This is a genomic window from Chryseobacterium sediminis, from assembly GCF_008386505.1.
GTDB lineage: Bacteria > Bacteroidota > Bacteroidia > Flavobacteriales > Weeksellaceae > Chryseobacterium > Chryseobacterium sediminis.
This window is the reverse complement of the sequence record NZ_VUNZ01000003.1, coordinates 226,075-251,051: the sequence shown is the minus strand read 5'-3', so window position 1 is coordinate 251,051 and position 24,977 is coordinate 226,075. Positions and strand designations below refer to the sequence as shown.

21 protein-coding genes are annotated in these 24,977 nt (G+C 36.2%); 4 read left to right on the top strand and 17 right to left on the bottom strand.

Going from position 1 to position 24,977, the window contains the following annotated elements; translation table 11 throughout:
- Nucleotides 1-71: 71 nt before the first annotated feature.
- Nucleotides 72-1,514, top strand: a complete 1,443-nt coding sequence (gene ccoG / locus FW780_RS16435) for a cytochrome c oxidase accessory protein CcoG (RefSeq protein WP_149834758.1) — start codon at nucleotides 72-74, stop codon at nucleotides 1,512-1,514.
- Nucleotides 1,515-1,728: 214 nt separating this feature from the next.
- Here ccoG and FW780_RS16430 read toward each other — a convergent pair whose 3' ends face one another.
- A complete protein-coding gene (locus FW780_RS16430; RefSeq protein WP_241676926.1) occupies nucleotides 1,729-2,613 on the bottom strand; it encodes an AraC family transcriptional regulator in 885 nt (294 codons plus the stop codon).
- A gap of 202 nt (nucleotides 2,614-2,815) precedes the next feature.
- On the opposite strand from FW780_RS16430, the gene FW780_RS16425 reads away from it, so the two are divergent.
- Both FW780_RS16425 and FW780_RS16420 read left to right on the top strand, forming a co-directional pair.
- The gene (locus FW780_RS16425; protein ID WP_149834757.1) at nucleotides 2,816-3,160 is read left to right on the top strand and encodes a MerR family transcriptional regulator; all 345 of its coding nucleotides are present in this window, start codon (nucleotides 2,816-2,818) and stop codon (nucleotides 3,158-3,160) included.
- Nucleotides 3,161-3,419: 259 nt separating this feature from the next.
- Entirely contained in the window at nucleotides 3,420-4,682 is a 1,263-nt protein-coding gene (locus FW780_RS16420) for a helix-hairpin-helix domain-containing protein (protein ID WP_149834756.1), read from the top strand.
- A gap of 83 nt (nucleotides 4,683-4,765) precedes the next feature.
- Here the strand turns inward: FW780_RS16420 and FW780_RS16415 are convergent, their stop codons facing one another.
- The 7 genes from FW780_RS16415 to FW780_RS16385 all read right to left on the bottom strand — a co-directional run bounded on the left by FW780_RS16415 (nucleotide 4,766) and on the right by FW780_RS16385 (nucleotide 10,290).
- Nucleotides 4,766-5,986 carry a YncE family protein gene (locus FW780_RS16415; RefSeq protein WP_149834755.1) on the bottom strand — a complete coding sequence of 407 codons (1,221 nt, stop codon included), beginning with the start codon at nucleotides 5,984-5,986 and terminating at the stop codon, nucleotides 4,766-4,768.
- Nucleotides 5,987-6,156: 170 nt separating this feature from the next.
- Nucleotides 6,157-6,879, bottom strand: coding sequence for a 23S rRNA pseudouridine(2604) synthase RluF (gene rluF, locus FW780_RS16410; protein ID WP_149834754.1), 723 nt, complete (start codon nucleotides 6,877-6,879; stop codon nucleotides 6,157-6,159).
- Nucleotides 6,879-7,457 (bottom strand): hypothetical protein, encoded by a 579-nt coding sequence (locus FW780_RS16405; RefSeq protein WP_149834753.1) that lies wholly within the window; start codon nucleotides 7,455-7,457, stop codon nucleotides 6,879-6,881. The genes rluF and FW780_RS16405 overlap by 1 nt, the downstream gene beginning before the upstream one ends.
- Nucleotides 7,454-8,152 (bottom strand): tRNA pseudouridine(55) synthase TruB, encoded by a 699-nt coding sequence (gene truB / locus FW780_RS16400; RefSeq protein WP_149834752.1) that lies wholly within the window; start codon nucleotides 8,150-8,152, stop codon nucleotides 7,454-7,456. The genes FW780_RS16405 and truB overlap by 4 nt, the downstream gene beginning before the upstream one ends.
- A 24-nt stretch (nucleotides 8,153-8,176) precedes the next feature.
- Entirely contained in the window at nucleotides 8,177-8,995 is an 819-nt protein-coding gene (locus tag FW780_RS16395; RefSeq protein ID WP_149834751.1) for an undecaprenyl-diphosphate phosphatase, read from the bottom strand.
- Nucleotides 8,996-9,091: 96 nt separating this feature from the next.
- Nucleotides 9,092-9,388, bottom strand: coding sequence for a DUF3098 domain-containing protein (locus FW780_RS16390; protein WP_047381407.1), 297 nt, complete (start codon nucleotides 9,386-9,388; stop codon nucleotides 9,092-9,094).
- A gap of 2 nt (nucleotides 9,389-9,390) precedes the next feature.
- Entirely contained in the window at nucleotides 9,391-10,290 is a 900-nt protein-coding gene (locus FW780_RS16385; protein WP_047423638.1) for a cell division protein FtsX, read from the bottom strand.
- A gap of 91 nt (nucleotides 10,291-10,381) precedes the next feature.
- On the opposite strand from FW780_RS16385, the gene rsmA reads away from it, so the two are divergent.
- Nucleotides 10,382-11,152, top strand: a complete 771-nt coding sequence (gene rsmA, locus FW780_RS16380) for a 16S rRNA (adenine(1518)-N(6)/adenine(1519)-N(6))-dimethyltransferase RsmA (RefSeq protein WP_149834750.1) — start codon at nucleotides 10,382-10,384, stop codon at nucleotides 11,150-11,152.
- A gap of 131 nt (nucleotides 11,153-11,283) precedes the next feature.
- Here the strand turns inward: rsmA and FW780_RS16375 are convergent, their stop codons facing one another.
- The 9 genes from FW780_RS16375 to FW780_RS16335 all read right to left on the bottom strand — a co-directional run bounded on the left by FW780_RS16375 (nucleotide 11,284) and on the right by FW780_RS16335 (nucleotide 24,781).
- The gene (locus FW780_RS16375; RefSeq protein ID WP_149834749.1) at nucleotides 11,284-13,641 is read right to left on the bottom strand and encodes a choice-of-anchor L domain-containing protein; all 2,358 of its coding nucleotides are present in this window, start codon (nucleotides 13,639-13,641) and stop codon (nucleotides 11,284-11,286) included.
- A gap of 288 nt (nucleotides 13,642-13,929) precedes the next feature.
- On the bottom strand, nucleotides 13,930-17,514 hold the full coding sequence (locus tag FW780_RS16370; protein WP_149834748.1) for a choice-of-anchor L domain-containing protein: 3,585 nt from the start codon (nucleotides 17,512-17,514) through the stop codon (nucleotides 13,930-13,932).
- A 168-nt stretch (nucleotides 17,515-17,682) separates the two neighbouring features.
- Nucleotides 17,683-20,043 carry a choice-of-anchor L domain-containing protein gene (locus FW780_RS16365; protein WP_149834747.1) on the bottom strand — a complete coding sequence of 787 codons (2,361 nt, stop codon included), beginning with the start codon at nucleotides 20,041-20,043 and terminating at the stop codon, nucleotides 17,683-17,685.
- Between the two features lie 205 nt (nucleotides 20,044-20,248).
- Nucleotides 20,249-20,803: a DUF1003 domain-containing protein gene (locus tag FW780_RS16360; RefSeq protein WP_047423643.1), complete on the bottom strand. Its 555-nt coding sequence runs from the start codon at nucleotides 20,801-20,803 to the stop codon at nucleotides 20,249-20,251.
- Between the two features lie 11 nt (nucleotides 20,804-20,814).
- Entirely contained in the window at nucleotides 20,815-21,585 is a 771-nt protein-coding gene (locus FW780_RS16355; protein ID WP_407643680.1) for a TIGR02757 family protein, read from the bottom strand.
- A gap of 7 nt (nucleotides 21,586-21,592) precedes the next feature.
- Complete coding sequence (locus tag FW780_RS16350; protein ID WP_149834746.1) at nucleotides 21,593-22,507, bottom strand: ribonuclease Z; 915 nt, start codon at nucleotides 22,505-22,507, stop codon at nucleotides 21,593-21,595.
- Nucleotides 22,508-22,575: 68 nt separating this feature from the next.
- Nucleotides 22,576-23,151 (bottom strand): RdgB/HAM1 family non-canonical purine NTP pyrophosphatase, encoded by a 576-nt coding sequence (gene rdgB, locus FW780_RS16345; RefSeq protein ID WP_228460024.1) that lies wholly within the window; start codon nucleotides 23,149-23,151, stop codon nucleotides 22,576-22,578.
- A 40-nt stretch (nucleotides 23,152-23,191) separates the two neighbouring features.
- Nucleotides 23,192-24,022, bottom strand: coding sequence for a CPBP family intramembrane glutamic endopeptidase (locus FW780_RS16340; RefSeq protein WP_149834745.1), 831 nt, complete (start codon nucleotides 24,020-24,022; stop codon nucleotides 23,192-23,194).
- A 240-nt stretch (nucleotides 24,023-24,262) separates the two neighbouring features.
- Nucleotides 24,263-24,781 carry a hypothetical protein gene (locus FW780_RS16335; protein ID WP_149834744.1) on the bottom strand — a complete coding sequence of 173 codons (519 nt, stop codon included), beginning with the start codon at nucleotides 24,779-24,781 and terminating at the stop codon, nucleotides 24,263-24,265.
- Nucleotides 24,782-24,977: the final 196 nt, after the last annotated feature.

Sequence of the window (24,977 nt, the reverse complement as noted above, 5' to 3'; positions counted from 1 at the left end):
TGAAAAATTAATTCAAAAAAGAGTGTGATTCTGCTGAAGATAGTACCAAAATAGTTTTATAGCATACAACAATGAGTGCAGAGTCCAACAATATCAAGTCTTTGGAAATTGAAAATGAAGATTTCAGAAATTCAGTGGGAACAATGGATGAAACCGGAAAAAGGAAGTGGATATTCCCCAGAAAACCGAAAGGAAAATACACCAATTACAGGAATTATACCAGTTATTTTCTTCTTGCCTTATTTTTCGGACTGCCTTTTGTAAAGATCAACAATAATCCCTTTCTGCTCATTAATGTCATCGACAGGAAATTCTTTATTCTTGGGCAGCCTTTCTACCTGCAGGACTTTTTTATCCTCGCATTAGGTGCGGTGACTTCTGTTATTTTTGTAATGTTATTTACAGTAGTTTTCGGAAGGATATTCTGTGGCTGGCTTTGTCCTCAAACCCTTTTTATGGAAATGGTTTTCCGTAAAATAGAATATTGGATTGAAGGAGACCGAAATAAGCAGATGAAACTCGACAGACAGGAATGGGATGCTGAAAAAATCCGAAAAAGAGTGACGAAATGGTCCGTATTTATTTTGATTTCCCTACTCTGCTCTACTTTCATGTTTATGTATATCGTAGGCTATGAACAGGTTTTCCAGATCATGCAAGAAGGTCCATCAGAACATCCATTAAAGTTCATTACGATGATCTTTTTCACGATGACTTTTTATTTTGTTTTTGCATGGCTTCGTGAGCAGGTATGTACTCTGGTTTGCCCTTACGGAAGACTTCAGGGAGTTCTAATTGATAAACAGACAATCAACGTATATTACGATTTTAAAAGAGGGGAAGGCCGTTCAAAATGGAGAAATAATGAAGACAGAAAAGCGGCTGGTAAGGGAGATTGTATTGATTGTAACCAATGCGTTGTTGTCTGTCCTACGGGAATTGACATCAGAAACGGACAGCAATTGGAGTGTGTGAATTGTACAGCCTGTATTGATGCCTGTGATGAAGTAATGGAAAAGGTAGGTTTACCTAAAGGACTGGTGCGTTATGCTACAGAATCCGAAATTGAAAACCGTGAAAAGTTCAAATTTACTCCTAGAATGAAAGCGACAACCGTTATTCTGGCATTGCTGATTGGATTTCTTGGGTTCTTAATGTATGATCGCGGTTCTATGGAAGCGAAATTCATCAAACCGGCAGGTTCTACATTTTTCGTCAAAAACGGTAAAATCACCAATACCTTTATTTACACTCTTCTGAACAAATCTAATGAGAAAAAAATCCTGAAGATTAAAGTCATCACACCGTCTCATGCTGAAATCACTTATTTCGGTTCTGAAACAATCATCTTAAAAGGAGACCAGATCCTGAAAGGAAACATCAACATTTCCTTTCCTGAAGAAGAAATTAAGTTCTCAAAACAAAATATGGTCATCGGAGTTTTTGATGAGGAAGGGAAACTAGTAGATTCGTTTGAAACGACTTTTGAAGGACCGTTTAAGTTAGCTCTTTAGGTTGCAAATGACAGATGGCAGGTGATAGATGTTAGGTGGCAGGGATTAGGGATACTACTCAACAAATATCAATGGTGAATTTTGCTTCGCAAGTGAATAGTGAATTTGGGAGTCAGACGACAAAAAGAAAATAATTGTTCATCTAAACAGATCCAGTAACCGACAACAAAAATAATCAGCAATATTAAACTTTAAACCATGAACTTTGAACTCATTAAGCCTTATATTTCCTCATAAACTGAGTAGGAGTCATTCCGGAGCTTTTCCGGAATACTCTTACAAAGTAGGAATATTCTTCATATCCTAATCTGAAAGCAATTTCAACCAGGGTTTCGTCAAGATACATCAACATTCTTTTGGCTTCCAGTACTACTCTTTCTGTAATAACATCTGTGGCTGTTTTTTGAACAACAGTCTGCACAATTCTGTTCAGATGTTTGGAAGAAATACCTAATAAAGAGGCATAAAAAGTAATCGATTTATGTTCTGCAAAATGCTGTTCAAGCAAATTTTCAAAATCCTGATAATGTTTAAAATAGGAAAGTCCGGCAGCTGAAGCCTGTGTATCAAAATCTCTTGAAAATAATCTGGCGGAATTAATAAAAATCTGGGACATCAATGACAAAATAAGTCCTTCTTTCATTATATTTTTAGCCTGATGTTCTTCTCCGAGTTCCTGAAATAAAGTTATATTTTTCTGAAGTTCCAAAGCATCCAGCTGAAGCTTTCTGGGAAAAGATACAGATCCGAAAAAAGGGAAATTCCTCAGTTTCTGATTCACATAATGCATTTCATAAAACTCCTGAGAGCAAAAGAAAATATACCCTTCTATATCTTCTGAAAGTTCCCAACTGTGAATCTGCCCGGGTGAAAGAAAGAAAAGGCTTCCCTCAGAAACGTCATATTTCTGAAAATCGATTTCATGCATCCCTACTCCTTTAGTAAAAAGAACAGCAGCGTAGAAATCATGTCTGTGAGGTTTTTCTATATGACGATGTCCTACTACCAAATGATTCTTCATTGTATTAAAATAAAAATCTGAAGTATTTTTACCTGCCTGGAAAAGATCGATATGAAGAACAGAGATAGGATTCATCATTTATATTTATATGCCTTGTAAAGATTCACAAATTTAGATAAAAAAAGGACCGGTAATACCAATTCTTCTCATCTGATAGAAACTCATCTATGCTATTTTATAATAAATTTACCAGTGTAAATGAAAGTCAGGACGTACTTTTTCCAATATATTTGGATACAACTTTAAAAAATTTTTATCTTTGAAGTTTAGGAGTCGTAAAATGAAAATAAATTTAGCTGATAAACTGTATTATTCTATAGGAGAAGTGGCAAAAGCATTCGATGTAAACACTTCATTAATACGTTACTGGGAACAGGAATTCCCAATTATCAAGCCTAAAAAAAACAGAAAGGGAAACCGATATTTCACTCCTGAAGATATCAAAAACCTTCAGATGATCTACCATCTGGTAAAAGAAAAAGGATATACTCTGGATGGAGCCCGTATCGCTCTGACTACAAACAGTAAAATCTCCGAAACCATCACCCTAATTGACCGACTGGAGTTTGTAAAAGCTGAGCTTATCAAACTGAAAGAGTCTTTGGGAGAAAGAGATAGTGAATAAATTTTATACAATATAGTAAAATCCGCTGCAGTCTAGATGCAGCGGATTTTTTTATACCATATATTTTCAAAATTTTGATCAATAATAGAATTGAAGATAAACCTTAATCAAAACATTCACCCTCAATCACGAAATTATATCATATAAAAACATCAAATACCCATTTGCTTTTTAAGTATTAAACACAATCTGTATATCATCTTTAATCATTTCATTATCAACCATTGATGCACTTTATTTTTATTGATATTTTTACCGTATGATGAGAAAAAACTATTACCGAAAATTGGCATTTATGGTCACTTTGCTGACTATTTTATTGGCTTACCAAAAGTACACCAGCCGGGAAAAAGAGCCTTTTCCTGATGTAAAGTTCATTACAGGTTCTGCTAATTCTACAGATTTATCAGATTTTGATCCCAATGCACTGGACAAAGAGCAATGGCAGAAACTTGGTTTTTCAGAGAAGCAGACTGCTACAATTCTCAAGTATAAAGATATTGTAGGAGGAAAATTTATGTCAAAAGAACAGTTGAAAAAATGTTATGCTATTTCTGAAGAGAAATTTAGTGAATTGAAATCATATATTTTACTTCCTGAAACAGCAGAAAAAGGAAATTCAAAAGAATTCAATTCGTATGGAAAGAAAGAAATTGTTATCTCAGGAAAATTCAATCCTGATAAATTTTCTGCCAATGATTGGTCCAAAATGGGTTTCAGCGAAAGGCAGGCAGAAGCTATTTTAAAATATAGGAATTATCTGGGAGGAAGTTTTATCAGCAAGGAGAAGTTTAAAGAATGTTTTATCATCTCTCCGGAAAACTACAGCAAACTTGAACCGTATTTGATACTGCCAGCAAAGACTCCCGAAACTTTCAAAAGTTTAGCAAAGAATAATTCAGTCAAGGCAAAGATTCAATATCATCCTTTTGATCCTAATCAACTGGATTTCGAGGGCTGGAAAGCCTTTGGATTTTCAGAAAAACAAGCAACTACCATCATTAATTACAGGAATAGAAATTTACGGGGAAGTTTTAAGAATATTGAAGATTTGGAGAAGTGTTTTGTGATTTCTGCTGAGAAATTTCAGGAAATGAAACCTTATATCAGACTTCAGGAAAAACAACAGGAAAAAACAGATTTTTCAAAAACAGATCTTAATATTATTACTTTCAGACAACTTATTGAGTTTGGTCTGGATGAAAGAAGTGCCGGTTCAATTATTGGCTTCAGAAAAAAGCTAGGAGGCTTTATGAATAAGCAACAGATTTTAAGTACTTACAATATTGATCAGGATCTTGTTCAAAAACTAATTTCAATAGCTCCATTGAATACTTCAGATGTACCCAGATATTCATTAGTAGATGCTCCCGAAGAGTGGCTTAAAAATCATCCTTATTTCAAATATTCTGTAGACAAAATCATTTTCTATAGGGTCAGTAATCCTGATGACAGAAAAATATGGAAACTTTTAAAACTGAAACCTGAGTATGAAGAAAGAATGAGATTATATATAAAATAACTTAAGACCAAATAAAAAATAGCTTCAACTGTTCCAAAATAATATTTCGGAATAGTTGAAGCTATGAAACAATATTCTTAATTCTAATGATGCATATAATTGCTCGGGCCATTGGTTCCTTCAATTGATTCCGGCAGTATTCCATAGCGGTTACGCAAATCGACTGTACCTAAGGTTTTACCTGTGTTGATATCAATTACACTAATGGTTCCGGAGTTTAAATTAGGGAGATCCAATAAATTATTTTGTATTGCTACAACTTCTTTTCCTGACTTAGTTTTAAAGAAGGCCATATGATGTGCCCCTTTATCAGCATCAAAAGTCTTCAGAAGTTTGAGTTGGGGAAGATTACTTAAATCAAAGACAAGAACCTTTCCAGGATCTGCAAAGCTCACATACAGTTTATTTGAATCATCAATATACATTTCGAGAGCCCATCCTAACCCTTGTGTGCTTCCGTCAAAAAGCTTAGTAAAAGCATCATATTTTTTGGTAGTAGCATTGTATGGTGCAATCCAGATATCCCCCCCGATCATTGTTGTAGCAAGTGCATACTGCGGAAATTTCCCACGCAGCAGTAAAACTTCAACAGGAGCGGACATATCTGCTGGTGAATCTGCTACACGATACGTCTCTTTTATTTCATAAGTATTGAGATCTAATAAAGTACAGGTATTTCCCAATCCGGTCGTAAGATCCGGATGAATGGTTGAGGTCACCATCATTAATCCTTTTTCTTCATTAACTGAAATACCATGCGGATACATTATAAATTGGTTAGGATTGGCCTGAATGGGTGCTTTAATTGTTTTAATAAGCTGATTATTGTTCGCATTAAAAACACCTATACTGCCATCTTTCGGACCTCCTGCTCCTCCCATAAATGTCATAAAATACCTTCCGTCATTCGTGAAAAACAAATTTTCTCCTACTGTATTCTCACCCGTATCAATAGGAGTTGCATCAATTAATTTTGGCATCCCATTTTGATCTTCACCCGTTTTTATCTCATAAAGATAACTCCCCCCCAAAGCAGTGGTAAACATCTTTTTTGCATCCAGGTTGTAATAAATATGATGAGGTAATACACCGACACCCAGTTCGAGCCTGCTGCTGATATTTCCAAAATTCGGAGCTTCAGGATCAAGCTCTATAACGGCAATTCCGTCTGAGAGTCCTTTCAAGCTTCTATAATCAATGTAAAAGGAAGAATCATGTGAATGATCCGGATCGTGTTCATTGAGACAACTAGTAAATATTACCAAAGTCACAAACAAAAGAACTAAGTTTAATTTTAATTTCATGATTTTCATATTATAGTTGTTATTATTATAAATATAAAATATTTTCAGTGAAAAATAAAATATATTACACTAATAAGTGAAAAATCATGAATTAGTAATAATTCAATACCATTTCCCGCAGTTGATACAGGAAAATATAGATTGGAAACCGTTAAAATATAGTATAAGTCTTAGTCGAATGTTTTACTGGAATCTGTAAGCATAGAGTTCAATGCATTCAGCTCATCTTCTGTAAGGTCTCTCCATTTTCCAATGGGGAGGTCTAGTTTGATATTCATGATACGGATTCGCTTCAGTTTTTTTACTTCATACCCCAGATATTCACACATTCTTCGGATTTGCCTGTTGAGTCCCTGAGTAAGAACAATTCTGAAATTCATATCATCTATCTTTTCTACCTCACATTTTTTGGTCACAGTATCAAGAATAGGAACTCCATTTCGCATTTTTTCCAAAAATCTCGGATTGATCGGCTTATCTACACGAACTATATATTCTTTCTCGTGATTATTGCGGGCTCTCAGAATTTTATTGACGATATCACCGTCACTTGTCAGTAAGATCAGCCCCTCACTTGGTTTATCTAATCTTCCGATAGGAAAAATTCTTTTCGGATGGTTGATATAATCTACAATATTATTTTTTTCACGTTTTGTATCCGTAGTACATACAATTCCTACCGGTTTATTAAAAACGATATATACCGGCTTTTCCTGAGGCTCTCTGATAGGTTTTCCATCCACCTCCACAAGATCTTCATCGGAAACTTTTGTTCCCATCTCAGGAACTTTTCCGTTTATTTTGATCCTGCCCTCTTCCAGAAGTTTATCTGCTGCTCTTCTTGAGCAGTATCCTACTTCTGATAAATATTTATTGATACGTGTTTTTTCCATTAGTCTTTTCCGTAGCCGGTATAATTTTTATTGCTGAAAAGGGTAATTCCATAGCTTAGACCTATGAAAAAACCGTCAGCTCCATCTTTCAGTTTATGTGATTCAAAAACAATTCCTCCTTCCTGACTCAATCTTTTTGAATAGGAAACCTGCATTCCCAGTCTCCCGCCCCAGAATTCAGTATCTGAAACAGCAGAGTGATTAAGCTGTTTTCCATAATTAATATCAATATAAAAAGGTCTTTCTCCCGGAGAAAAAATAATCTTTGGCTGGATAACCCAATATATAAGATGATAATTGTCCTGTATAAAGCTATATTTAAATCCTGTTCCTAATGCAAAGTTAGGAAGAAAATTATATCCACCGATAGCAGTAATCCCATAAGTCAGATTTCCTAATGAGGATCTGTTTTCAATATATTGCGAATTGTTGGCCTGGTTTTTCTTATTAATATTAAAACCTACATTAAGAGAAGGGTTGAAATAAAAGTTCATTTTTACCTTTCCAGATTCCATATCCTGAGAAAATGTCTTTAAAAATGCAAATACAAATAAGAAAAGGAATAATTTTATTTTCATAGACCTTCAAATCTGTACTCGTTATTCAAGAACTGATCTGTAGCATTTTCAATAGTATAGTCACCGATTTTGGTACGTCTCAATTGAGTCAGATAAGCTCCCACTCCCAGTTCCTGCCCGATATCATGTGCAAGACTTCTGATGTAAGTTCCTTTTGAACAGCCTACCAAGAAGCTTACCAAAGGAAAATCTATCTTAACATCTTTAATGTAATGAATGGTTGTTTTTCTGGCCTTCATTTCCACTTCTTCCCCAGCCCTTGCGAGATTGTAAGCTCTTTCACCATCAATTTTAATGGCTGAATAGATAGGTGGTTTTTGTTCAATCTCTCCAACAAATTTTCCAAGAACTTCATGTACTTGTTCTTCTGAAATGTGAGCAATGTCCTGATGAAGGATTTCAGGCTTTTCGGTATCATAGGATTCTGTCTGTACTCCAATTTTAATCTCCGTCCAGTATTCTTTGGGAGCATCCTGAATTTCCGGAATTTTCTTGGTGAATTTTCCACAGCAGACAATAAGAAGTCCTGTTGCTCTGGGATCTAAAGTCCCCGCATGTCCGATTTTAAATTTTTTAGGAAGATCAAATTCCCTTTTTAGTTTATATTTCATTTTATTGACAGCCTGGAAAGAAGTCCAGTCCAAAGGCTTATCCAATAAAAAAATGTATCCTGATTTCAGTTCTTCAGCAGTCATGAATGGGTATAAATGAGTGATTTCTTATTTAAAGAAATAAAAATATATCAACAGGGCAATTCCAACAAAAATACGGTACCAGCCCCAAGGTTTAAATCCGTATTTATTAAGCACTCCGATGAAAGCCTTGATAGCAATAAGTGCCACGATAAAAGCTACAATATTTCCTATCACAAAAATCATAATGTGATCCTGCGAAGCCATAATCATTTCATATCCTTTCTGTGGGTTTGCCGTTTCTTTTCCCCACGTTTTAACAAAAACTGAATACACAGTTACTGCCAGCATCGTAGGTACAGCAAGAAAGAAAGAGAATTCTGCAGCCGCTTTTCTGGTAAGCCCCTGCGCCATACCTCCAATGATAGAAGCCGCACTACGGCTCGTACCCGGCATCATCGCAAGACACTGCCAGAAACCAATGGTTACTGCATTTCTTATCGTAATTCCTTTTTCATCATCAATCTTAGGATTTTTAAACCATTTGTCAGCAAACAGTAAAACAACGCCTCCTAAAACCAAGACTGAAGAAATGGCGATCTGATTTCCAAGTACAGCTTCAATTTTATCATCGAATAAATATCCTAAAACCAAAGCAGGAACTACAGCGAAGGCAAGTTTAAAATAAAACTGAATATTATTTAAGTCAAAAAACTTTTTCCAGTATGCCACTACAACTGATAAAATAGCTCCAAACTGAATGGATACCTGAAACATTTTTAAAAATTCTGTTTCTTCAAGCCCCATAAGGTTGGCCGTAAATCCCATGTGTGCGGTAGAAGAAATCGGAAGATATTCTGTCAACCCTTCTACAATGGCAATAATAATTGCTTTGATTAAATCCATATTCTTTAAAAAAATTAAAAGATTAAGAGATCCGGAAATTCAGAATACATCACTCTCAATTTCTTAATCTCTTAATCTCAAAATATAAAAATTTATTTATTTTCTTTTTAAGATAGCGTAAACTTCTATCACAAATCCTATAACAACAAACAGAGGTGCTATCCTGATTCTTCTGATAGAAAAGATATCATCATTCCATGAGTTCGGATCAAATTTACCATCTACCGTATTGGCATCCGGGCCCATCATCAGTAGAAATCCTACGACAATAAATGCCAGCCCTATCAGCATCCACTTGAAATTCTGCGGTCCGAAATAGAAAGCGTTTTCCTGTGGTACTTCAGCTTCATGTCCAAAGTCTGAAGCGGAAAATTTATTTGTTTTTTTGCTCATTGTTAAGAGTAATATAAATCGTCAACGTTTGATTTTAAGAATCTCCATGTAGCGAAAATTGTACTTAAGACAGAGATAAAAACCCCTACTCCCAGTACTAAAATCACTAACCAGAAGTACTGATTGTTGTCCTGTACGAAAGCAGAACCAATCTGGCTTGTGAAATAATACCAAACCCCACCTAAAGCAATAAGACCAATTACAGAACCAATAGCTCCTAAAATGATTGCTTCTATGATGAAAGGCTTAAGGATAAATCTTCTTTTCGCTCCTACCAACTGCATTGTTTTAATAATAAATCTCTTAGAGAATATTTTCAGACGGATAGAGTTGTTGATCAATACAACCGCCAATACCAAAAACAGAATAGAAAATCCAAAGATCCACTTTAAGATTCTGCTCAGGTTATTGTAAACATCTACCATCAAGGTACTGTCATTTTTAACATCAATAATCCCAGGAACTGATTTGATCTCTTTGATAGCTTCATCAATCTTCGCCGGATCTACGAATTCTGGTTTTAAAGCAACTTCAATAGAAGATGGGAAGATATTTTCTTCAAACAATGCATCACTGTCAATTCCCATACTTTTCTTGGCTTCTTTTGCAGCCATGTCTCTGGAAATATAAGTTGCTTTTTTTACTGGAGCTAATGTCTGTACCTTTTTAAAAGTTTCTTCCTCCAGTTTTGCAATTTTTACAGAATCTTTAGCATCATAATTTTCATCAAAGTAGGCGTTCACCACCAACTGTTCTTTGATATAGTCAGAATACTTCTGGGCATTAATTAAAATAAGCCCCATTAATCCTAACAAAAATAACACTAAGGCAATACTTATCACTACTGTAATATTGCTGGACCGAAGCCTTTTCTTATTAAATTCATCTACAGATTTAGCCATTAATATTAAAATTTTTGGCTAAAATAGAAAAAAACTTCCGAAATTTGGGACGAAATAAAGAAAATCATTGTTAATAAAATCATAAAAAACCTTGAGTGTAAAAGCAAAAAAACATCTTGGACAGCACTTCCTGACAGATGAAAACATCGCAAGAAAAATCGTAGAAGGTCTTAGTTTTGAGAACTATAATAACATCATGGAAGTAGGTCCCGGAATGGGAGTCCTTACCAAATATCTTCTTGAAAAGGATCAGAACATTTACCTTGCCGAAATCGATACAGAGTCTATCGATTACCTGAAAAAAAATTATACAAAGGTTACTGAAGAGACTTTTGTAGGAGATTTTCTGAAACAGGACTTCAGTTTTATCAAAGATGATCAGATTGCTATCATTGGTAATTTCCCATATAATATCTCATCACAGATCTTGTTTCAGATTGTAGATCATTATCAACTGATCCCGGAAATGGTAGGAATGTTCCAGAAAGAAGTGGCTGAGAGAACGGCTGCCGTTCCGAGAACTAAGGATTACGGTATTCTTTCTGTCCTGATACAGGCTTATTATGATGTCTCCTATATGTTTACGGTACATGAGAACGTCTTCAATCCACCACCAAAAGTAAAATCCGGAGTGATACGCCTTACAAGAAATCCAAAGGAAGGGCTTGCAGGCAACGAAATTCTCTTTAAACAGATTGTAAAAACAGGATTCAACCAGAGAAGAAAAAAATTGTCTAATGCATTAAAATCCTTAAATATTCCTGAAGCTTTGAAAGGCCATGAATTTTTGGATAAAAGAGGGGAAGAGCTTAGTGTAGCAGATTTTATACACTTCGCCAATCTCTGGAAAGAAAATCAATAAAACTTCAATAATAAAAGCTCCTTTATCAGGAGCTTTTTTCTTGTGCTAAAGATAACAACCTTTACCCCTAAAAAGCAGAAAGCCTTTCAAAATAAATTTGAAAGGCTTTCTTTTATATTACATTATCAATTCTAGTTTCTGTTTTTCAGCATGATCCATCCTGACCAGTTCATCTGAGCTTTTGATTTTGGATACTCAAAATTGAACTTATACCAGTATGTTGCTGTAGGAAGTCTCTTCCCTCCAACTGTTCCGTTCCAGGTAGGATTTTCTTTTGAGAATCTGAACATTTCTACTCCATATCTGTCATACACAGAACCTGTAAAGTTTTTAAAGTCTCCAAGAGCTTTAAGATCCAGTACATCATTAATTCCGTCTTCGTTTGGAGTAATAATATTATTAATCTGCAATGTAAAGAATTCAAGAGATCCTACGCAGTGTGTACCTACTCTTCTTACCAAAACTGTATAATTTGTATTGTCTAAAAGACCGGTAAACACGTTAGAATCCTGCCAGCTGATTCCGTTGTCAATAGAATATTCCAAAGTACTTGGCATATTGTTCATCGGAGGGTTTTCAGCTGTGATCGTTACTGTTTTCTTGATGCTTTCATAGCTTAATGCAGTCACAAAAGGAGTAGCTGCTCCCATTACTTTAGCTTCAAAAACTTTCTTACAAATTCCGTTATCAATTTCTACGGAATAGATACCCCATTGGTCTACATCAATTTTCTGTGTTGTAGCGCCTGTACTCCAAAGGTATTTAAAGCCATCTCCTGCACCTGCATCAAGAGTCACTTTATCACCAACGCACATTTCAACATCTTTTAATGGTGAGGTGATTTCCGGAGTAACTTCAATTCTTATTGTTGCCGGATTAAGAGATTTACAACCTTTTGTTCCAATTGCATAGACTGTAAATGTTGTCGTTTGATATAAAGTAACAGTCTGCATATTTCCTGTTCCCATAAAGTTGCTCCATTGGTAAGTATCTCCTCCTTCCGCAGTAAGGGTTACAGATTCTCCCGGACAGATTTTTATTCTGGAAGCTTTTACTTTAGCCGTTGGGGTTACTTCTTTGTGCAATGTCAATTCAACCATTTTACTACAGAAACCGCCATTGGAAACTACAACATAAAGAATCTGACCATCGTTACCGTTATAGTTTAATGGAGTCTGAATATAATTGCTGTTCTGTGCAATTGCATCAGCCTGATTTACGTAAAACTTAAAAATAGCTCCCGGTGTAGGGCTTATAGTAGATGTAATTGTACTTAAATCAAAAGTAGTAATATCCGGTGTGGTACACAGTAATAATGTAGCATCCTGAGCTAGTGGAGTTGTTCCTCCGTGAATCTGAATAGTAGCTTTACCCGGACACGGATTCCCTGGAACACTTACTTCGATAGTATAAGTACCTGGCTGTATAGCTGTAATTGTATTGGTAGTAGCATTAGGTACCGGCGCACCATTATAATACCACTGATATACAAGGTTAGGATCATTTACGGAAGCGGTGATTACCTGAGGTACATTATCACAAACGTTTATATCGGAAGGTAATTTTGTTCCTGCAGGGTCTAAAAGGTCTACTCCAATGTTGAAAGATCCTCCTTCCAGAAATACTGCAGAGTCATAACTGTGGTCACTATAATCGGCAATTACCATTTTGAAGTGGTATTGCTGTCCTGCTACTACGGTTGCTGTAGCTGTCAATGGAATTGTTCTTCCATTAAAGTTGGTTTCTACGTTACCGGTGTTATATCCGGCAAAATATTGTTCGTTTACTGCACCACAGCTGCCTGGTACTGCAGGGTGAATATTCGTGATACTTACCGGTCCTGCTCCTCCCGGAAGTACAGCCATATTTACATAAGGTCCTCCTGAAGTAGGTCTCAATAAGATTGCAAAAGCATCTGCAAAAGTACAAGGGAAAGAACCTGTGTATTCTTCGGATGCAATCAAGTAGTTAAATTTAATCTGGCTGGTTGTAGGAACGAAGTCAAATTCCAAAAGAACAGCATCATTCAATCTGCTTTCCACTACGCCAATCACCTGTGCAAGATCAGCATCTGATCCTCCTCCATTCACATCACTAAGGCCACCTTCAAAGGTATTACCTGCTCTTCTTGCATATCCTGTAGAAAGAACAAGCCCGTCTTTAAAAGGGAAATTGGTTGTTGCCTTATGAAAATATCCCCATGCTCTGTCTGCATCACTTGCAGCATGATTAGGAGTAATCTTCACATTGGTTACATTGGGAGTAAGACAGGTATTGGTCCCGGATGAGATCAATACATCTTTAACCATTTTTTCAATAGTGTAAGCGGTTTCAGGATACTGCGGAGCATTCACGTCAATAAAAACACCTGCTCTTCTGGAGGCTGCTGTAGGAATTTCCTTTACATGTTTCCTGGGTGGCAGATCTTGTGAAAATAAAAAAGTCGAGATGACTAAAAAAAATAAACAAAGCGGTAGATATCTTCTCATAATATTTTTGTTTCAACAAATTTAATTTTTTTTTAAACATCTCACATACATATTTATATTTTTTACCACAAAAAAACAAAATAAGAACCTCTTAAAGTAAATTTTCGTTAATCAATCCCTATTCATGCAAATCATAAATAATGAGGTAGCATCGTGTTACAAATTGTTTTAACATATTTATCCCCTATTTAAAATAATTCACAAAACCCGATAATGTTTGTTCTACAAAACAACAAAATCTTTCATTACTGAAAGATTTTGTTGTTTATTTTTTAATTAATTAAATATCTAGTTTCTATTTTTTAAGAGGATCCAGCCTGAGCGTTGTTCCATTTTCTTACTGGCCGGGTTTTCCCACTGTACTCGATACCAATAGGTCCCTGTAGGAAGGTTAATTCCTTTTAAAGATCCTGTCCAAATAACATCACCTTTCGCAGCTTTGAATACCTCTGCTCCGTATCTGTCAAAGATGGAAGCCGCAAAATCTTTGTATCCGCTAATTCCTGTGAAATCTATAGTATCATTTACCCCGTCCATATTAGGAGTAATGGCATTGCTGATAACAAAAGTGAAATAATCCAGTGAAGTACCACATTTAGCACCTTTTACTCTCACCATCAGAGAATACATTGTATTGTTCAGGATACCGGTAAATATGTTTGACGACTGCCATGTCAATCCTCCGTCTATTGAATACTCTAAAGTACCTCCTGTCGGATTACTTGCAGTAAGGGTAAGAATATGATTATCATACACAACATTGGTAAATTGTGGCAGATCAGGATTTATCAGCTGAGCAGAGAATGTTTTAGAACAAACTCCATTACTGATGGTTACAGAATAAGCTCCGGCAACATTGGTAGTTATCGTCTGAGTAGTTGCGCCCGTATTCCATAAGTAAGTATAATTTGGTCCAGGACCTGCATCAAGAGTTCCTTTATCTCCGGCACAAACAAATACATCCTTCAATGTAGAAACAATGGCCGGAACTACTTCGATAGTAACCTTAGCCGGATTCACAGAGCTACATCCGTTTCCTCCCAATGCAAATACCGAATATTCTGTTGTTGTGGTAGGAGTAACGACCTGTGTATTTCCATTTCCGGTAAGTCCTATCCAGTTATAAGTAATTCCTCCTGTAGCTGTCAACGTCACAGATTCACCTTCACAAATTTTTAATTTGGATGCTGTAAGCCCTGCTATAGGTGGACCTACCTGAACAGTGACTGATGCCGGCGTTGCAGAAATACATCCGTTAGCCCCAACAGCAAAAACAGTATATACCGTAGTTGTAGTAGGCGAAACAACCTGAGTACTTCCGTTTCCTGTAATACCATTACCCCAGTTATAGGTTACCCCACCTGAAGCTGTCAATGTTACAGATTCTCCAATACAAATACGTGGCTGTGATGAAACTACAGCAGCTATTGGTTTTACTTTATCTTCCTGTACAGTTACTGTTGAAGTAAAGGTACAGCTCAAGTTTCCTGGTTGTGACACGTTAGTAACCGTTAAAGTATACGTTCCGCCAGCGCTTACAACAGGGGTAAGTGTATTCCCTCCGGATACGATAGTTCCTCCGGTTGTAGTCCATGTAATAGTAGATCCTGCAGGTACAACTGATGTTGAAGCATTAATTGTAATCTGAGGAGTTGTACAGGTAATTATTTGTGGTGCTGCAATGGTAAGGGTAGTTTGAGCTGTGCTTAATAATTGCAGAGATACTACATAACTACAACCTCCGTTACTTACCAATACATAAATAGTCTGACTTCCTCCCGGTGGTGTATATGCTGTAGGGGTTACAATAAAGTTTCCGTTAGCAGCGTTGGCATCAGCCTGATTTACATAATAAGTAAAAGTAACTCCTGCAGCAGTAGTGATCTGAGGCTGTGCTTCTGTAAGGTTATAAGTTAATCCCGGTTGATAACATTTATGTAGTGTTGCGTTCTGTGCTGTAAATGGTTCTGATACTTCAATTGTTATAGTGGCAGGGTTTTGAGACACACAACCATTCGCACCTACTGCCGTTACAGTATAAGTAGTTGTAACAGTAGGAGAAACAACCTGTGTACTTCCGTTTCCGGTAAGGCCGTTCCCCCAGTTATAGGTAGCGCCTCCTGATGCGGTAAGTGTTGCAGATTCTCCTTTACAGATTTTTATTTTGCTTGCCGTAAGTCCCGTAACCGGTGGCGCACTGTTTCCCGTTACAGTCACATTGCCCACTGCTGTACAGGTAACATTTCCGGGCTGATATATTTTTGTGATGGTTAAAGTATAGGTTCCCGCAGCATTGATAACGGGATTTAAGGTAGTTCCTCCCGAAACAATATTTCCTCCTGTAGTTGTCCAGTTGAATGTAGCACCTGCCGGATAAACGGAAGCCGATGCATCCAGCGTAGTCTGAGAATTGGCACAGGTTAATACTATCGGAGGAGCAATGGTAGGTATCATTTGCGGTGCTTTCACCAATTGAAGCTGCGCTACTTTAGCACAAAAGCCATTTGCTACTCTTACATATACAGTTCCTCCTGCACTCTGATAAGCAGTGGGAACTGGAATTGTATTCGCATTTCCTGCATTAGCGTCTGCCAAAGTAGTATAATATGAAAACACAGCTCCCGGAGTGGTGCTTATTGAAGCCTGTGCTGATGTTAAATTAAATGTAGCATTTCCGGCAGCATAACAGGCCGTTAACGTAGCATTCTGTACTGTAGGAGATGTCCCTCCTACTACTGTAATCGTAGCCTCTCCCGGACAGGTATTCCCTTGGATAAAAACCTTAACAGTATAAACCCCTGGTGCTGTCGCCGTATAACTTGCATTGGTAGCTCCGGCAATTGGATTGGTTCCCAAATACCACTGATAAGTTATATTAGGTCCCTGAACAGAAGCTGTAAAAGTTTGTGGTGTATTATCACACATATTTACAGATCCAGGCAGCTGTACTCCGGCCGGATCCAGAATTTTCACTCCAATATCGAAAGATCCTGCTTCTAAAAATACGGCAGAATCAAAGTTGGGATCCTGGTAGTCAGCAAGAACAATTTTAAAATGATATGTTTCTCCCGGGATTACAGTTGCTTTTGCTGTAAGAGGAATGGTACGTCCGTTGAAATTGGTTTCGATCTGTGCGGTGTTGGTACCTCCGTAATAGGCTTCATTTTTAGGCCCACAGTTTTGATATTGCGGGTGAATATTGGTAACACTCACAGCTCCTGCTCCTCCCGGAAGCACTGCAAGGTTGGTATAATTAGGATCAGAAGCTTTTTTTAATAATAGGGCGAAACCATCTGTAATGGTACATGGAAAGTTTTGCTGATATTCTTTTGAAGCAAATAAATATCTGAAAGTAATTTCAGTAGAAGCAGCTACAAAGTCAAACTCTATAGAGGTAGCATTAGTAAGGTTAGAGTTGGCAATTCCTAATGCATTTGCCAGATCTACATCTCCTCCGGTTCCAAGATCATCACTTAAAGTTCCCTGAAGAGTATTCCCTGCTTTATTGGCATATCCTGTAGAAAGTATAATTCCTTTATTAAACGGAAAATTGGTATTTGATTTATTAAAGTATCCCCAGCTTCGGTTCTGATTGGTAGCGGGTAAGTTTGGAGACACCGTTACATTACTTACACTTGAGTTAGTACAGGTAGTACCTCCTGATATAAGAACATCATTGATCAGCTGGGTTATAGGATAGCCTGATTCCGGATAACTTGGTGCATTCACATCTATAAAAGCACCTGCTCTCAAAGAAGCAGCACTGGGTTTTCTCGCAATTTCTACCCTTCCTCTATTTTGAGCCAAAATAAAGTTCCCTAGGAAAACTAAAAATAACGCTAAAAATAAATTTCCTCTCCTCCTATTTAACATTTTATATTATTTTAAACAAAAATACTATTTTTTTTGATTGAAATTCAAGTTAACACAATTTACATTATTACTAACGCAAATTTATTTATGTTAGAATATCAACTCTATTTATTTCAATATAATAAAAAAAGACTGACAAAATAGTCAGTCTTTCGATTATCGTTTTAATTATTCTATATTTTTAAGTAATATCCACCCTGTTTTCACCGTAAGTTCTTTACTCGCAGGATCTTCAAAGGTTACCTGATACCAGTATGTGGAAGTAGGCAGTTTTTTACCCTGGAAATATCCATCCCAATACGGCCTTACCTTTTCAGCTTTGAAGACTTCTCTTCCGTATCGGTCAAAAACCTGTCCGCTGAAATTTTTATAATTAATGACTCCACTGAAATCAATAGTATCATTAAGGTTGTCACCATTTGGAGTGATCACATTTTTCATAACGAATGTAAAGAATTCAAGGAATCCTACACAGCTTGTAAATTTAACCCTAACTCTGATTGAAATAATTTTATTTTTAGGAACATTAGTAAATACATTTGAAGACTGCCAGGTAACTCCGTTATCAACTGAATATTCCAGGATACCGTTACTTGGATTGCTTGCTGTAAGAATCATTGTTCCATTTTCATTATAATCCACTTTTATCACCTGAGGAATCACAGCTTTAATAACCTGTGTCTTAAATTCTTTTGAACATACCCCATTGCTTATCATTACTGTATATTCTCCCGGAGTTGAAACAGTAATACTCTGACCTGTTTCTCCATTACTCCACTGATAGGTATATCCAGGTCCTGAACCTGCATCAAGAATAATTTTATCTCCCTGACAGATATGGCCTCCTTTTAAGTTTGAAACAATAGCCGGTACTACTTCTATTGTAATACGTGCGGGCTGAAGAGATTTACATCCCTGCGCTCCGATAGCATATACCGTATATGTAGTAGTTTGGGTAGGGCTTACAGTTCTTATTCCGCCAGTGGTAGCTGCTGAGTCACTCCATTGATATGTTACTCCACCTGAAGCTGTTAATAATACAGATTCACCGGCGCAGATTTTTAATCGGGGAGCTGTAAGTAATGCTGTTGGAGTTTCTTCTTTTCTTAAAGTTAAAGTTGCAATTTTACTACAGAAAGCTCCATTGGAAACCAATACATATAATATCTGTCCATCTGTTCCGTTGTAAGTGGTCAGATTGGTGATATTACTATTATTTTGTGCCTGTGCATCAGCCTGATTAGCATAAAAACGGAATACCGCTCCCTGCGTTGTACTGATCAAAGGTTGTGCTGTTTCTAAATTAAAGGTACTGAGTGCAGGCGTTGTACAAAGTTTAAGCACAGCATTCTGTACCGTAGGACTCGTTCCTCCGACAATTGTAATAGTAGCTTCACCAGGACACTGATTGCCCGGAACCATTACTTTTACAGTATATACTCCTGGCGCTGTAGCAATATAAATAGCGCTGGTTGCTCCCGGAATGGCAACTCCGTCTTTATACCATTGATAAGTCATTCCCGGAATGGCTGCTACCTGTGCTTTTAATTGCTTTGGTGTATTGTCACACATATTGATGCTGCCTGGTAAAACCGCTCCTGCTTCATCTACAATTTTAATTCCGACATCAAAAGATCCACCTTCCAAGAAAACAGCTGAGTCATGGGAAGGGTCTTTTGCATCTGCCAATACCATTTTAAAGTGATAAGTCTGTCCCGGAATTACATCTGCTACAGCTGTTAAAGGAGTTGTTCTCCCAAAATAATTAATAACCAGATGCGGATTCGCCAAAGCTCCGAAATAAGTTGCATTAATAGGACCACAACTGAATCCGTTTCCTGCAGGAACAATATTGGTTGCACTTACAGGTCCGGCTCCTCCAGGAAGCACAGCTAGATTAGTATAAGTAGGATCTCCAACTTTCTTTAACAATAATGCAAAGGCATCAGAATATCCGGTACAAGGATAGTTGGAAGTATATTCATCAGAAACGAATATATAATTAAATTTTACCTGATTGGAATTAGGTACAAAATCAAATTCAAGTGCTACAGCGTCCGTTAAGCTGACGTTGGCTCCGGTAGCCGCCACAAGATCAGCATCACTTCCTGTTCCTACTGATTGTCCAACAGCTGATACATAGTTATTACCTGCTTCCGAAGCGTATCCTGTAGTCAGGACAATACCATCAGTGAAAGGAAAACTTGTTGTTCCTTTATGAAAATATCCCCAAAATCTGTTGCTGTTAGTCACTTCATGATTAGGAGATACTGTTACATTGGTAACATTGGCTGTTGTACAATTGGTACCACCATTGATCAAAATATTCTTCACCAATTGCTCGGGAGTGTAGTTTGAAGGGGTATAAGGAGGTACGTTCACATCTATGAATGCTCCAGCCCTAAGACTGGCAGCAGAAGGCTTTATCTTTTCTGATTTTCTGACTGGTCTCGTTTGAGAAAATGCAGAAACAGAAATCAATAAAAAAGAAAAAAGGAAAAAATAGTTTTTTAGTCTATAGATTAACATTTTGTTTTCATTTGTTCAAATGTAGCAAAAATAATAATAACAAATCAGCCTTTAATGTTACTATTTTTCAATTAAACACCTAGATTCATAAGATTTTTTTCTTATCATTACGTTTTTCGCAAATTATTTCAGAACAAAAATTCACAAAAAAAACAGATCAGTTGATTGATCTGTTTATATTTTCATTATCAGTATTCAGTTGCTATTATTCTTCTTTTTTCAATTGCTCAATTTCATTTTGCAGCTGAGAGATAATATCTTTTAACGCCTTTATTTCGTTTTTATTGGAGTTGACATTACTCCTCAATATTACATTTTTTGCTCTTTCATTGTGATCTTCTTCTTCCTCTTCTTCATTGATCTCTTCAATATCTTCCTGGATATCTTCGATATCTTCATTGATCTCTTCGATATCTTCGCTGATCTCTTCAATATCCTCACTGATTTCTTCAATATCTTCCTGAATGTCTTCAATATCTTCACTGATCTCTTCAATATCCTCCTGGATATCTTCAATTTTTTCGTGACTTTTATTCACAGACATCTGGATAAAAATAGCCAGATAAATAGCTTCCAGAGAAAGCACTGTAGTAAGAATCAGAAGCATCTTATCAAAATCTACAATATGCAGCATCGGAAGCAGAAACGAAGTAAGAAACAGCAGAGTATGTACTATCAAAGACTGAATAGATCCTATCCATGATGTAATACTATCCGCTATTTTTTCAAGGACTTCTGTTTTTTCGTTATATTTTTTCATCCTTTATATTTTTACAACAGTTCTTTGGTAACCCCTAATCCAAACAAGGCAAAATCATATTTTGCAGGATCTGTTTCATCAAATTTTCTAATGGTAGCATCCAGTTCTTCTACTGTTTTCCAGTCGTTTTGTGTTCTGGAAACCAGTCCCAGTTTTCTGGAGATATTTCCGGTATGCACATCTAAAGGAATGGAAAGGTTTTTCTGATCTATATTTTCCCAAATTCCAAAATCTACTCCTCTTTTATCTTTACGCACCATCCATCTTAAAAACATAATAATCCTTTTAGCAGAAGAGTTTTTATAAGGAGAGCTGATATGTTTGTGGCTTCTGTGTTTTTCTGTTTCCAGAAACCCATTCCTGAATCGTTCTATGGCGTGGAGAAAATTATTCTCAGGTTCTTTTACTTCAAACAGACTTTCCAGGCTTTCATTTTGTTTATAAATCCTGTTGAACTGTTTAATGAAATAGGAAAAATCCTGCCCATTAAAAGTTCTGTGAATGCTTTTATCCTGAATATCTTTCAAATCCTTTTCTGAATAATTCATCACAAAATCATAGGGAGAATTTCCCATAATATCAAGCATTTTATCCGCAGAACTGATGATTGACTTTCTGTTTCCCCAGGAAATTGTAGCCGCCAGAAATCCTGCAATTTCAATGTCCTGTTTTAAAGAAAAACGATGAGGAATCTGTATAGGATCATTTTCTATAAAATCGGGAGCATTGTACTGATCTGCCTTTTCGTTGAGAAAATCTCTGAGTTCTTCAAATTTCAGCATATTCATTCTAAATCTTTACACTTTCCAATGCTTTTGGTAAAAATGTATTAGGGAAAATTTCTCTGGCTTCATCGGTAAATACAGTCAGGTCTCCATATCTGTTGGAAAAATGCCCTAAAATCAGTTTTTCAACCTGAGCTTTCTGAGCAATCGTTGCCGCCTCCAATGCTGTAGTATGCCCTGTATAATCAGCCATTTCCTTCAGATCATGTAAAAATGTGGATTCGTGATAAAGAACGGTAACATTTTTAATAATCGGAATCACACTTTCCAGATAACGGGTATCGCTGCAAAATGCGTAGGATACCGGCGGAGCAGGTTCAAGAGTCAGAATTTCATTTTTGAGAACATAACCATCACTCAATACAAAGTCTTTTCCTGCTTTTATATTATGGTAGTCACAGGTTTCAATCTCACTGTACTTGGCAATTTCTTTCATATTGAGATGCCTGTCTTTGGGCTTTTCCTTAAAAAGGTAACCGTTACAGTAAATTCTGTGATCCAACGGAATGGTATACACTTCTACTCTATTGTCCTCATATATTTTTTCTGAATAGTCCTTATCCAGTTCATGATATACTACTTCAAAACCACGGTGTGTTTCCGTAATCTGGAAAATGGTCTCCAGCATCTTCTTAATACCTTTCGGGCCGTAAACATGCAACGGAGTATCTCTTCCTAAAAGACGGAAAGAGGCAATAAGCCCCGGAAGCCCGAAACAGTGATCCCCATGAAGATGGGAGATAAAAATATGATTGATCTTTGAAAATCTTGCTTTTGCTTTTCTCAGCTGTACCTGTGTACCTTCTCCACAATCAATCAGGAAAAGTCTTTCTTCCATTTCCAACAGCTGAGCTGTGGGTGATGTATTGATGGTTGGAATCGCTGAATTGAAGCCTAATATTGTTAAATAAGTACTCAAATCAATAATTTATTATAACAAATGTACGACAGAAAATCTAAATGGGTAATTCACCCTGATATTTAAACTTAATCAGTCACTTTTAAAAAATCCATAAATAAATCTAGGGCCTGCTTACGGTGGCTGATTTTGTTTTTATCTTCCGGATCCATCTCTGCAAAGGTTCTGTCATGCCCAGTCGGAACAAAAATAGGATCATATCCGAATCCTTTAAAGCCTTTATTTTCTGTCAGTAAATTTCCATGTACTCGGCCTTCAAAATATTGTGCCCCTTTTTCATCATAGTAGCATAGAACGGTAACAAAATAAGCTTTCCTGTTTTCGATTCCCTGCATTTCTTCCAACACCTTTTCAATATTTTTCGCAAAATCGTGATCTCCGGCATAGCGGGCAGAGAAAATACCAGGTCTTCCATCTAAAGATTCCACTACCAGACCGCTGTCATCTCCTAAACTTGGAACACCTGTTTTCTCAAAACAGTATTTTGCCTTAATTAGGGCATTGGCATGAAAAGAATCTCCATCTTCCACAATTTCTTCGTGAATATTATAATCGGTAAGACTTTTCACAACGCAGTCACTTCCCAGGATCTGCTGGATTTCTTCTTTTTTATGTTCGTTGTGTGTAGCTACTAATAATTCCATTTCTATATTCATTTTCAATTTTACTTTTTTAGCTTGTTAATTACATTTCAGCATAATGCACTTTATACTTTTTCATAAAAAGATAGTAGAATAAAGAGAAAAGTACAATTCCTACGGCCAGTACAAGCCATTCTGAAATATTAAGAACTTTTGCAAAACTTTCATCTTTACCATAAAGTACCAATAATGAAAGCGTTAAATTATTAAACGCATGCAGCAATATCGGCATCAGTAAAGATTTTGTTTTATGATATACCAATCCCAGCACACAGCCCAGCATCACTGCGCTGATAAACTGCCATGGATTTCCGTGAACCACTCCAAAAATAATGGAAGCGTACAAAATGGCTTTCCATGGCTCTACTCCTTTATTAATCAATCCTTTCTGGATAATTCCTCTGAATATAATTTCTTCAAAAATAGGAGCCATAATTACCGTCATGATAATCATTACAACAGGATTATCGGTCAGCTGGCTCATCAATTGTGTAAAATATTCATAAAAATCACCAAAAAAAGGTCCTGTAGTAGGGATCTGAGCGGCTATAAATTCTGAAATAAACATCATCCCCGCCATCATTGGAAAAATAAGAAGATAGGTAGAGAAATTAACGGATGATAAATTGAAGTTAAGCTTCTTTTGGGTAGTCCGTCTTACAATGAAAAAATCAAAAAAGGCAATAGCAGTAAGGAATCCTACAGAATTAGCAACCATAAGGAACCAGTCTTTAAGCTCAAGATTTTCTTTGAAAACAACTTTCCAAAAAGTGCTGAATAAAGAAACAGCCATTGTTCCCACGAATAATCCAACCACCAAAGCAACACCGCCAATCCATGTGAAGGTAAACTTCGGATATTTGCTATTTCCCATCCTTATTTCTGTAAAAGTTTATTAGAAACAAAGATAATTTTTTTGAGTGCTACAAGCAACTAAAAAAGGATTTTCTTAAATCTTCCATTTTATCCCTGCGCATCACAAAATGAACGTAGAATATCTATTTTAGAGAATTTTAGATCTTGAATTTAAAATCATATTCAATTGCAACCTACTTTAGAGTTTTAAATTTCCAAAGGATAAATTAAAATATTAGATCATTTGCCCTTATGAAAATCACATATACAAGTTTTTAAACTGTTCATTTGTTGTATCAGGATTTTTAATAAAATACTCTAGCGACCAGTGTATAAATTCAAGATTTTCTAATTGTTTTTCAGGAGTTGAGTTATCCTTTGTTTTACTACACTCTGCTAAAAAATTGAGTTTATCTGTAAGAAATAATTTAGCATCATCAGAAAAATTATGATCTATAAGATATCCTCTTGCAGCGTAAAAAATATTATTATAGCTTCCCAATAAGGAATTCTTGGGACCTAAAGACTTAAAGAAGTCAACTGTTTTTATGGTTAAGCTCATATCATTATAACAAACCATATCTCCTGCCGGACAAAACTCATACAGGTGATCTACACTTGAGGTAATAAAATGATTGTATGGTGAAGGTTGAACTGTTTCATTTTGTTTTTTAGAACTTGGAAAAGTGTTGTCTTCATGATTGCATGAAAATACTAACAAGATGGAGAAGAAAAGGCATATTTTTCCTCCCAGATTATAGACATCATTTTTATTCATCAGTTGAAATCGTATTGTGTTTTAATTGTGCAATTATAAAGCAATTCCAACAATCTATAATGCCGGTTTTTAAAATAATCCCCAGTCATTATGTAATACCTTTTTTATGATGAAAAAAAACCTATAAACGGGTATTAAAATCATAAATAATAAAGTTTTATTCCGCAATTTCTTCAAATCTCATTTTCCTTATTTA